Origin of the sequence: Kitasatospora sp. NPDC091257, assembly GCF_044757675.1 — a bacterium.
Taxonomy (GTDB): Bacteria; Actinomycetota; Actinomycetes; order Streptomycetales; family Streptomycetaceae; genus Kitasatospora; species Kitasatospora lactacystinica.
In genome coordinates this window covers 1-10,418 of the sequence record NZ_JBIVVI010000174.1, presented here as the reverse complement: position 1 = coordinate 10,418, position 10,418 = coordinate 1, and the positions used below count along the sequence as shown (strand labels likewise).

Annotated in this window: 10 protein-coding genes; 7 read left to right on the top strand and 3 right to left on the bottom strand. The window is 72.6% G+C overall.

All coding sequences use genetic code 11. The annotated features are described in order from the left end of the window. On the top strand, positions 1 to 1,518 hold a 1,518-nt coding region (locus ACIQOV_RS11165), incomplete at its 5' end, for an ABC transporter ATP-binding protein (protein WP_401047392.1). After that, positions 1,515 to 2,351 (top strand): ECF transporter S component, encoded by an 837-nt coding sequence (locus ACIQOV_RS11160; RefSeq protein ID WP_401047389.1) that lies wholly within the window; start codon positions 1,515 to 1,517, stop codon positions 2,349 to 2,351. The genes ACIQOV_RS11165 and ACIQOV_RS11160, both read left to right, overlap by 4 nt. Here the strand turns inward: ACIQOV_RS11160 and ACIQOV_RS11155 are convergent. From ACIQOV_RS11155 to ACIQOV_RS11145, 3 genes are all read right to left on the bottom strand, one after another. After that, positions 2,348 to 3,145, bottom strand: coding sequence for a helix-turn-helix domain-containing protein (locus ACIQOV_RS11155; protein WP_401047387.1), 798 nt, complete (start codon positions 3,143 to 3,145; stop codon positions 2,348 to 2,350). The genes ACIQOV_RS11160 and ACIQOV_RS11155 overlap by 4 nt on opposite strands. A 231-nt stretch (positions 3,146 to 3,376) precedes the next feature. After that, complete coding sequence (locus ACIQOV_RS11150) at positions 3,377 to 4,465, bottom strand: methyltransferase domain-containing protein (protein ID WP_401047384.1); 1,089 nt, start codon at positions 4,463 to 4,465, stop codon at positions 3,377 to 3,379. A 440-nt stretch (positions 4,466 to 4,905) separates the two neighbouring features. Continuing rightward, the gene (locus ACIQOV_RS11145; RefSeq protein WP_401047381.1) at positions 4,906 to 5,343 is read right to left on the bottom strand and encodes an ATP-binding protein; all 438 of its coding nucleotides are present in this window, start codon (positions 5,341 to 5,343) and stop codon (positions 4,906 to 4,908) included. A gap of 267 nt (positions 5,344 to 5,610) precedes the next feature. Between ACIQOV_RS11145 and ACIQOV_RS11140 the strand changes: the two genes are divergently transcribed. The 5 genes from ACIQOV_RS11140 to ACIQOV_RS11120 all read left to right on the top strand — a co-directional run bounded on the left by ACIQOV_RS11140 (position 5,611) and on the right by ACIQOV_RS11120 (position 10,255). Continuing rightward, positions 5,611 to 6,867: a hypothetical protein gene (locus ACIQOV_RS11140; protein WP_401047379.1), complete on the top strand. Its 1,257-nt coding sequence runs from the start codon at positions 5,611 to 5,613 to the stop codon at positions 6,865 to 6,867. A gap of 2 nt (positions 6,868 to 6,869) precedes the next feature. Further along, on the top strand, positions 6,870 to 7,409 hold the full coding sequence (locus ACIQOV_RS11135; RefSeq protein WP_401047376.1) for a GNAT family N-acetyltransferase: 540 nt from the start codon (positions 6,870 to 6,872) through the stop codon (positions 7,407 to 7,409). Between the two features lie 160 nt (positions 7,410 to 7,569). Then, positions 7,570 to 8,220 (top strand): M15 family metallopeptidase, encoded by a 651-nt coding sequence (locus ACIQOV_RS11130; protein ID WP_401047373.1) that lies wholly within the window; start codon positions 7,570 to 7,572, stop codon positions 8,218 to 8,220. A 103-nt stretch (positions 8,221 to 8,323) separates the two neighbouring features. Further along, positions 8,324 to 8,737 (top strand): NUDIX hydrolase, encoded by a 414-nt coding sequence (locus tag ACIQOV_RS11125; RefSeq protein WP_401047370.1) that lies wholly within the window; start codon positions 8,324 to 8,326, stop codon positions 8,735 to 8,737. A 117-nt stretch (positions 8,738 to 8,854) separates the two neighbouring features. Further along, complete coding sequence (locus ACIQOV_RS11120) at positions 8,855 to 10,255, top strand: hypothetical protein (protein WP_401047368.1); 1,401 nt, start codon at positions 8,855 to 8,857, stop codon at positions 10,253 to 10,255. Positions 10,256 to 10,418 lie beyond the last annotated feature (163 nt).

Genomic DNA, 10,418 nt, shown 5'->3' with positions numbered 1-10,418 from the left:
GGCGAACTCTGCCTGCTGGTGGGCCCCTCCGGCTCCGGCAAGTCCACCCTGCTGGGGACGGTCAGCGGCCTGGTGCCGCACTTCACCGGCGGGGTGCTGCACGGCCGGGTCACCGTCGGCGGCCGGGACACCCGCGAGCACCGGCCGCGCGAACTCGCCGACCTGGTCGGCACCGTGGGGCAGGACCCGCTGGCACACTTCGTCACCGACACGGTGGAGGACGAACTCGCCTACGGCATGGAGTCCCTGGGCCTGCCGGGCGACGTGATGCGCCGCCGGGTCGAGGAGACCCTCGACCTGCTCGGCCTCGCCGACCTGCGCGACCGCTCGCTGACCACCCTCTCCGGCGGCCAGCAGCAGCGCGTCGCGATCGGCTCGGTGCTCACCGTGCACCCCCGCGTGCTGATCCTGGACGAACCCACCTCGGCACTCGACCCGGGCGCGGCCGAGGAGGTGCTGTCCGTCCTCCAGCGGCTGGTGCACGACCTCGGCACCACCGTGCTGATGGCCGAGCACCGGCTGGAACGCGTCGTCCAGTACGCCGACCAGGTGCTGCTGCTCACCCCCGGCGCCCCGCCCGTCCTCGGCGGGCCCGCCGAGGTGATGGCGCACTCCCCGGTGCATCCGCCGGTGGTCGGCCTCGGCCGGCTCGCGGGCTGGCGGCCGCTGCCGCTCTCGGTCCGCGACGCGCGCCGCAAGGCCGCCCCGCTGCGCGCCGAACTGGACGGCCGGACACCCGCCGCCGTTGGTTCTTCGTCCGGCACCCCCATCGCCGTTGCCGACCGCCTCGCCGTCCGGCGCGGGCCGGTCCCCGCCCTGCGCGGCGTGGACCTCGCGCTCCGCCCCGGCGAGATCACCGCCCTGATGGGCCGCAACGGCGCCGGCAAGTCCACCCTGCTCGGCAGCCTGGTCGGCCTGCACACCCCGGCCTCCGGCAGCGTCGAGGTCGGCGGCCGCACCCCGCACCGCACCCGCCCCGCCGAACTGATCCGCGAGGTCGGCCTCGTCCCGCAGGAACCGCGCGACCTGCTCTACGGCGAGTCGGTCGCCGCCGAGTGCGCCGCGGCCGACACCGACGCGGGCGCCGCCGCCGGCACCTGCCGCGCCCTGGTGGAACGCCTGCTGCCCGGCATCCCCGACGACGCCCACCCGCGCGACCTCTCCGAGGGCCAGCGGCTCACCCTCGCCCTCGCCGTCGTACTCACCGCCCGGCCCCCGCTGCTGCTCCTGGACGAGCCGACCCGCGGCCTCGACTACGCCGCCAAGGCCCGGCTGGTGGAGATCCTGCGCGCCCTCGCCGCCGAGGACCACGCCGTACTCCTCGCCACCCACGACGTCGAACTGGCCGCCGAACTCGCCCACCGCACGGTGATCCTGGCCGAGGGCGAGATCGTCGCGGACGGGCCGACCGCGGAGGTGGTGGTCTCCTCGCCGGCCTTCGCCCCGCAGGTCGCCAAGGTACTGGCGCCCGGGCCGTGGCTCACCGTCGGGCAGGTCGCGGAGGCGCTGGGCGCATGAGCACTCGTCCCGTCCCCCTGGGGCGCCGGTCCGTCACCGCGCTGCTCCTCGTCACGGCCGTCGGCGTGACGGCCTTCGGCTGGCCGCTGCTCGCCTCCACCAAGTCGGCGCTGGTCGGCCACTCCGCGGACGCGCCGTGGCTGTTCGCGCTCCTCCTCCCTCTTCTCCTCGCCGTCGTCATCGCCCAGATCTCCGAAGGCCGCTCGGCGGGCGGCGGGGCGCCCGGGCTGGACGCCAAATCCGTCGCCCTGCTGGGCGTCCTGGCCGCGGCGGGCGCGGCGCTGCGGCCGCTCGGCGCGGGCACGGCGGGGCTGGAGCCGATGTTCTTCCTGATGGTGCTCTCCGGGCGGGTGCTCGGGCCGGGCTTCGGGTTCGTGCTCGGCTCGCTGTCGATGTTCGCCTCCGCACTGCTGACGGGCGGGGTGGGGCCGTGGCTGCCGTTCCAGATGCTGGCGATGGGGTGGGTGTGCCTGGGCGCGGGTCTGCTGCCGGGTGCTTCCTCCCTGCGCGGGCGCCGCGAACTCTGGCTGCTCGCGGGGTACGGCGCCGTCGCGTCCCTGCTGTACGGCACGATCATGAACCTCCAGGGCTGGCCGTACATCGGCGGCCTGGCCGGCTCCATCTCCTTCGTGCCGGGCGACCCGCTGCCCGCCAACCTGGTCCGCTTCGCCGCGTACTGCCTGACCACGTCCCTGGGTTGGGACCTGCCCCGGGCCGCCCTGACCGTCGTCCTGTGCCTCACTCTCGGCACCCCCGTCCTGCGCGCCCTGCGCCGGACCACCCGCCGCGCCGCCTTCGACGCCCCGGTCACCTTCCGGCCGCCGGAGCCCTAACGGCGGCACACCCCGCACACCTGCCCTGCGCTGGCGACGGGCCGCCCGCACATCCCGCCCCGACCGGGGCACTCGTGTTGGCGCGGGCCGCCGCTTTCCTGCCTGGGTGCCGGAACGATCGGCACCTTGGCGATCCGCGCCGCCACGATCGCCCCCACGCTGTGCGTGACCCTGTCCGGCAGCGGCGCCGCGATGATCCCCGCCAGCGCGTCTCGCGTCCACCCGCCCGCGAGCAACCCCTCCACCCGCGCGGCCTGATCACTCAAGGGCTTCCCCGCCAACGCCATCCGGGGCTCCCGGCGACCGAGTTCGAGCAGCAGCGCCATGCCGGCCGTCAACTTCTCGGGAGGACGGACGGAAGGCTCTTCCACGTCCTTGGCCTTCAGTTCCTTGGAAGGGCTTCCCGCCTCCCCGCCGCCTGGCTTGCCTGGAGCTGGGGCACCGGCGGCCGGGGCCACGGGAAGCGGCGGCACGGTGTGCACCGCCTTGCCCGTCACCGGCACCTCGTGAACGGAAACGACCGTCCGCACCTGCCCGGTCAGCGGTTCCCGCAACGTACGACGCACGTAGTGCCCCGCCGCCTCCAACTCCCTGAGCGCTCGGGCGACGGTCGTGCGCCCCTCCACACTTTTGGCGGCGAGGGTACGGATGTCCTCCCGTGCCCCGTCCGGCAGGCTGAGCAGGTAGCTCAGCAGCCCGCGCGCGGCCCAACTCAGCGAGTGCTTACGGACGACGTGGCCGTTGTCGAGGATCGTGTACCCGGGGGCATGCTGTGGGATACGGTGAATCTGCATCTTGGAGTCTTCTTCTCCTGGTGCCATACCCCGGGGTGTTGGCGCACCGCCGGGGTTACCTATGTGCTCACGCACCGAGCGCCCTCCCGAGCACCCGGCACCGCAATATTCACCGTAATTCGGTAACGCCTCATCAAACTCCATCTCACATCACCTATTCGGGCGGAGCGTGCGCGCACAACCCAGCGCGCCCCGGGCTCGCGAGCCCGGGGCGCGCTTCACCGCACCTCGTCAACCGACCACGTGGTCCGGGTCGTCCAGCCACGCCCGGTGCTCGCCGGCGACGGTGACGGTCAGGCCGAACCGGTCGAGGCCAGGCTCGCCCTGGCGCTGCCACCAGGCGTGGGCGGCGGTCACCTCGTCCCACAGGTCGCGGGGGCCGGACTGCGAGACGGCGTGCCTGCCGTCCCAGTCGGCGAGGCGGCAGTGGGCGTACGAGACCCCATCCCAGGCCTCGAACCGGCCGGTGCCGAGCCGGTCGTAACCAGCCGAGACCTCCTGCCGGAACAGGCCAGGCAGCCGCAGCCCGATCGCGAAGGCGGCGTCGGTGTGCTCGGCCACGGCGGCGGGGTCGAGTCCGGACGGGCCGTGCCGGACGTCCTCGATCTCGAACTCGCCGCTGCCGGGGCGTTGGCCCCTCACCCACATGAAGGCGACGTCCTCGACGAACGGCCCGCTCGCAGACCGGCCGCCCTCGGCGACGGTGAGCTTCAGCAGCCCGCCGTTGCAGAACGCCGTGCCGTACGGGACGACGATCACGCCGCCGGGCACCGTCTGCTCGATCAGCGCCGCAGGGAGGCGCTGCACGGCGGCGGTGACGTGGACCCGGTCGTACGGCGCGCCCGCCGGATGGCCGAGCATGCCATCGCCGACAACGGCCTTGACTGGAAATTGATTTGATGCCAGACGGTGCTGCGCGGCGACGGACAGTTCGGCGTCCAGCTCGACGGTGGTGACGTTCGCCGCCCCAAGCCGGCGGGCCAACAGCGCGGCCGTCCAGCCCGTGCCGGTGCCGATGTCCAACACCCGCACGCCGTCCGCCACCTGGAGATGCCGGAGCATCCGGGCCACGACGGTGGGCATCGAGCCGGCCGAGGACGGCGTGCTGCCGTCCTCGGCCAGCCGGGTCACCAGGGGGAGGTCGGAGCCGACCAACTCACCCCACTCGACCGGGCGTTCCGTCCGATCGATCCACTCACCGCCGTGGTGGATCCGATCCGGAACGAACAGCCCGCGCGGCACGGCCCGGAACGCCCGCTCCCAGTCAGCCGACAGCGCCCCGGATTCCAGGAGTGCGTCGGCGAGCGCGTTCCACTTCACGTGGCTGCTCCTCTCAAGGCTTCGACCGCTTGGGCAGGTTGGTGGGCGGGGCGTCCCGCCTGCCGTCCTGCGACGCCGTGTCCGGCTTCCCGGAGTGGCTGCCACCCTTGCCTCCGCCCGCCGTGCCGGGCCCGTCACCGCCGGGCCCTCCGCCGTGCTTTCCCATCTGCCTGCTCCTCTCGACGCGTTGGAGATCGTGGTCGCCGGCCCACCGGTCCGGCGGGCGGGGCGTGCGCGGACCCCCGGCTTCGGCGGGGGCGTTTTCGGCTCCTGCCAGGACATGGCGGCACTCCTTTCAAGGCGGAAAGCGGAGGAAGAGACGATCCCGGCCGCGCCGCCGGGCCGGCGGCGCGGCCGGGATTCAGTGGTGCGGCCGGAATTCAGTGGTGCGGCCGATCAGCACCAGGCCCGCGACGACGACATGCAACTCAGCGGCCGGTTCACCGCGACGTCGGATCGGACATCGGGAGATCAGCGTGCACGACCTTCCCGAACGGACGGAGGCTGACACCCCAGCGGCCTTGAGTGAGCCGGTGGACCAGCGCAAGCCCGCGCCCCGACGTCGCGTAGGGCCCGGCCTGGATCGTCACGGGCATCGTGCGGGAGCCGTCACCGACGAGAATGCGGACGATCCGGTCGCTCGGGCGACGCACGGCGACAACCATGTGCGTCTGGCAGCCGGTCTCGACGGCGTTGGTGGCCAGCTCACTGACGATCAACAAGGCATCGTCCACCAACGCGTCCAGCCCCCAATCCCGCAACTTCGCGCCAACGAAGCGACGCGCAGCGCCCACAGACTCAGCCTGGTACGGCAGGCAGGCAGTAGCCGGCCTGGTGGCCACCCGAGGGATGACATCGAGGTCGGTGCCAGTGGTCACCGGAGGGCAGGTCGGCTGCTTCCGATTCAGGTCTACCTGGGCTGATGGCATAGGCGGAGACATCGAGGTCACTCCCTCGGGTGGTCTGGTCGATTCCTCCCTAGCGTCTGATCTGCCGGCGAGGTATTCCTAGTTCACTGCCCCGAGACCGCGCATGGGGCTTGTGCGACCGGACGTTTCACCGGACTTTTGATTCCGGCAGGCATGTCCGGCGGAAAAGCGCGTATGACGGCTGGGGGTTCTGTGGCAACGCGATCACTGGGCGAGTTGCGGAAGGCTGCCGGCTACACGCAGGAGAACTTTGTTTCCGCGTTCTTGGACATGGCACGACGCATGGATGTCCGCTCTACGGTGAGCGTTCGCCATCTCAGGAGATGGGAGTCCACCAACCCTCCGCTGCCTCACCCTGGCCAGCAGGCTGTACTCGAAGCTCTGCTGGGTGTCCCCCTGGCTGAACTCGGCTTCGCAATGCCGCAGGAACGGGCAGCCGTCGCATCACAGGGCAGGTGTCAGGAGGACGCCGTGCAGCGTCGGCGGTTCGTTGTAGATGTCGGAGCGCTTCTTGGGGCTTCCGTCCTGCCCCCCGCGAGGAGGGGTCGGCGAATCGGTGCTGCCGATATTCAGACCTTTCGATCGAAGGTCGCCGACCTGTACACCATCGACCACTCGCAAGGTGGCCGCGTCGCCCGGCAAGCTGCCGTGAGCGTGCTCCAGAGCATCGAGAAGGCCATGACCGGAGGCGCCTATCTCGCTCCCATCGGACGCGATCTTCACGCGCTGGTCGGAACGTTGCACTCCCACCTCGGATGGATCGAGTTCGACGCGGGGAGATCGGCTTCCGCCCGTGCGGCGTGTACCGAGGCGCTGACCTCCGCCCGCCTGGTCGGCGATCCACTGTTGGAGGTTCGCGCCCTCGACAGTTTGTCCTTGCTGGCGGTCGAGCAGAAGCGGCCATGGGAGGCGGTCGCTGCCGCGACCGCCTCCGGGGAGATCGCTCAGACGCAGGGCGGACCCAAGGTGAAGTCAGTGGTCGCCCTGCGACAGGCTCGGGCTCTCTCAGCTGCTGGTGACTACGCAGGTGCTCGGCGAGCCCTCTCTCGGGCAATGACATGGCAAGACCGATCGGATGGAGACACCGACGCACCTCCATGGACGGCGTTCGCCGGCCAGGTCGAGGTGGACTATGCCACTGCTGCGTGGCACGTGGAAACAGGACAACTCGCATACGCGATCCCGTTCCTTCGGTCAGCAATCGAACATCTCGGTCCGACTTACAGCCGAAATGCAGCGCTGTACCGGGCGCGGCTGGCCGAGGTACTGATGAGGGCTGGAGAGGTCGAGGAGTCCTGCGCAGAGGCGGTGACCAGTGCCAGCGCGGCGAAAGGGATGACTTCGGCCCGGCTGACGGACCGGCTGCGCATGGTGGCGTCGCTGGCGGCCCACGTGGATACGGCGGTAGCGCGAGACTGTGTTGAGGAACTTCGGGTACTTGGGGTTTCGGCCCGGAAGCAGAGGGCGGTGTGACAGTGACGGTTCAGCTCCTGAACGGTGAGCAAACTGTCGAGCTGGAGTCGGAGTTGAAGCAGGTGTTCGCCGAAGCATTCGCGGAGCCTCCCTACGGTGAAGGTCCGGCCGATGTGGAGCGAGCGTTTCGGCGGTTCCGCTCCCAGACACGGCGGCGCGGGTTCCGATCAGCGATCGCCTCCGACGACGACACCGTCGTGGGGATGGCCTACGGCTACCCGCTGTCGGCGGGCACCGGGTGGTGGGACACCCTGACCGATCCCGCGCCCGCCGATCTCAGGCACGAGGACGGCGAACGGACCTTCGGCCTCTTCGAACTGGCGGTCCGGCCTCAGTGGCGCCGCCAAGGCATCGCCTCCCGCATGCACCATGTCCTCATCGAAGCGCTCGACAACAGCCGAGTGATGCTGAACACCCGACCGGAGGCGACGAACGCCCAGGCCGCCTACCGGGCCTGGGGCTACCGGCGGGTCGGATCAGCAATTCCCTGGGAGGGCGCGGCCCGACACGATGTGATGGTCCTCGATCTGCCCCACCCGTAGCCCGACTCGCCGAACCGCTCAGACCGGCAACAGTCGGAGCAAGAACTGAGCGTCTCCGGGCCTACGCAAGCCGGCGCAGGGCCCGGCCCGCACTCAGGCCCTCTACCTGGAGCACGGCGTTCCCCTGCCGTAGCGTGGGTTCCCTTCCCCAGGAGGCGTGTTGAGCGAGATCATCCTCATGTCCGACCCGAAGGTCGCCGCGATCCCCGCCGGGGAGAGCGACGAACAGCTGCTGGACGTACGGAGCGGCACCAGGCTCCTCGTCGACGAGCGCAAGCAGGACGGCGACGGGGCCTTCGCGCAGCTGCGGGCCGGCGTCCTGGACCGGCTGCTCGACGCGCAGGCCGCTCTGCCCGACGGCCTGCGGCTGCTGTTCGTGGAGGGTTACCGGCCACCGGCGCTCCAGAGCCGCTACTTCGACGAGTACGCCGCCGAGTTGCGGGCCGCGAACCCCGACTGGCCGGACGACCGGATCAGGTCGGCGACGAGCCGCTACGTCTCACCGCCGGAGATCGCGCCGCACAGTGCCGGGGCCGCCGTCGACCTCACCCTCGTCGACGCCGACGGCCGTGAACTCGACCTCGGCACCAGGGTCAACGCCAGTCCGGAGGAGAGCGCCGGGGCCTGCTACACCCACGCCGAGAACGTCGGCGCGCAGGCCCGCGCCAACCGGCGGCTGCTCAGCGACGCCCTGACCGGCGCCGGTCTCGTCAACTACCCCACCGAGTGGTGGCACTGGTCGTACGGGGACCGCTACTGGGCGCTGGCCACCGGCGCGCCGTCCGCGCTCTACGGACCGGCGCACCGGTAGCCGGCGGCGGCCACGACACGCGGCCGCCCACCGGTACCCGATCGTGGCCTCGGCCTCGGGCCAAGATGGCGTCGACACCGGAGCAGGCCCGAGGAGCAGAGCGATGACCGAGCAGAACCCCGAGCAACTCCCCACCGTCGCCGTCGCGATCGTGGTCAAGGACGGCCGGGTGCTGATGGTGCGGCGGCGGGTCGCCGAGGGCAGGCTGTCCTGGCAGTTCCCCGCCGGGGAGGTCGAGCCGGACGAGTCCCCGGCGGAGGCGGCCGTGCGCGAGACCGCCGAGGAGACCGGCCTCCACGTCGCCGCCGCCCGGCTGCTCGGCGAGCGGGAACATCCGCAGAACGGGCGGCGGATGGCGTACACGGCCTGCGAGGTGGTCGGCGGCACCGCCATGGTGAGGGACTCCGACGAACTGGACCGGGTGGTGTGGGCGTCCCGTGCCGAGCTGGCCGAGTACGTACCGCTCCCGCTGTTCCCGCCGGTGCGGGAGTACCTGGACGGCACGCTCGCCGGGTAGGGCACACGCGGCGGCGGCTCCCCTCGCAGCGGCGCGCCGGCGGTGACCCGGAAATCCTCGCCGGTGGAAGGACGTTCGGACGGGAGACCCCTCGTCCCCCGCCCCGGAAGGAATCGCGTGACACCCACGCACGGAGCCCCGTCCGACCACGCCGCACCGCGAGCACGCCGGTGGGGACGGGACCCCGTCACCGACGAGACGGTCGCCCGGCTCCGGGTCCAGGCCCGCACCGACCCCGCCTCGGGCCTGCCCGCGCTGGCCGAGGCGCTGCGGGGCCGGGCCTACGGCCGGCCCAGGCCCCGGCCCGAGGACGCCGTCCCGTTCCTGGAGGAGTCCGCCGGCATCTACCGCGCCCTGGTCGCCGACGGCGGCACCGAACACCTGGCCGCTGCCGCCCGCGCGCTGTCCTCCCTCGCCCTGCACCACTCCCGAGCGCACGCCGACGGCCCCGCCCTCGCCGCCCGGCAGGAGGCGGCCGACCTGGCCTCGCGCGCCGAAGCGGCCCGGCCGGTGGAGGGCCTCGGCCAGGCCGCCGTCCTGCACGCCGACCTCGCCCACGGCCTCGCCGAGGAGGGACGGTTCGACGAGGCCGTGGACGCCGCCCGCGCGGTGGCCGACCGCTCCCGGGCGGTGACCGAAGCCGGCGGGAGCGACCTGACGTGGCGACTGCTCGACCTCACCGCGCTGCTCCGCCTCGCGGACCGCACCGAGGAGGCCGTGGCCATCGAACACGAGGCCCTCGCCTGGCTGCGCGAGGGCCGCACGGAACCGGCCCGCAGTCCCGTCCCGGCCCTACGGGCGGCCGGCGCCGCCCTGTGGTTCGCCGATCTGGGCCGCACCGAACAGTCGCACCGGCTGCTCGCGGATGCCGCCCGCTCCTGCGAGCGCCTGCCCGCCCGCGGCGACGCCGGCGACTTCGGCTTCAACGAGGGCCTGCGGAGCGCCTTGTTCGCCCGCTCCGGCGTACGGGACGAACAGGCCGCGGCCGACGCCCCGGACCCGCTCGCGCTCGGCGTCGACCCGGGACGGCGCCTCCAACCGGTGCTGGGCCTGGACCTCCACCACTGGTCCTTCAGCCTGCGCGCGTCCTTCGAGGACGGACTGGTCGCCCTCGCGCGGGCCGTCGAGGCCATCACGGGCAAGCCCGAGCCCACCGACCGCCGGCCCGACGAGGAGGGCCCGTCCGAGCACGCCGACGGCCCACTGCCCCTGCCGGAGGACCGCGACCTGCTCGCCACCCTCGGCACCCTCACCCGGCGGCTCGACCTGCGCCGGGCGGTCCGTGGAGACCATCCCAGCTCCTACGCCCACCTCACGCTCCCCCGGCTGCGGCGGAGCGTCCGGATCGAACGCCGCCTCCACGCGACCGGCCCCGCCCACGGCACCCGGCGCCTGGTCAGGGCGCTCACCGACCTGGCCATGGCCCAACTCGTCCACGGCGACCACGCCGGGGCGACCGGCACCCTGCACGAGGCCCACGCCCTCGCCGTACGGACGGAGAACCCGGCCGGGCGCTGACCTCCGGTGGCGGCAGGCGTATTGCCCACCCGGAGCAGGTGGGCGTACCGGCCGTCCCGGGCCAGCAGTTCGGAGTGGGCGCCGCGTTCGTGGTCCGCCCGGGTAGGACGGGCCTCCGAAACCGGCCGGAATCCCCATCCGCCCCGTGCCCCGTCCCGCGTAC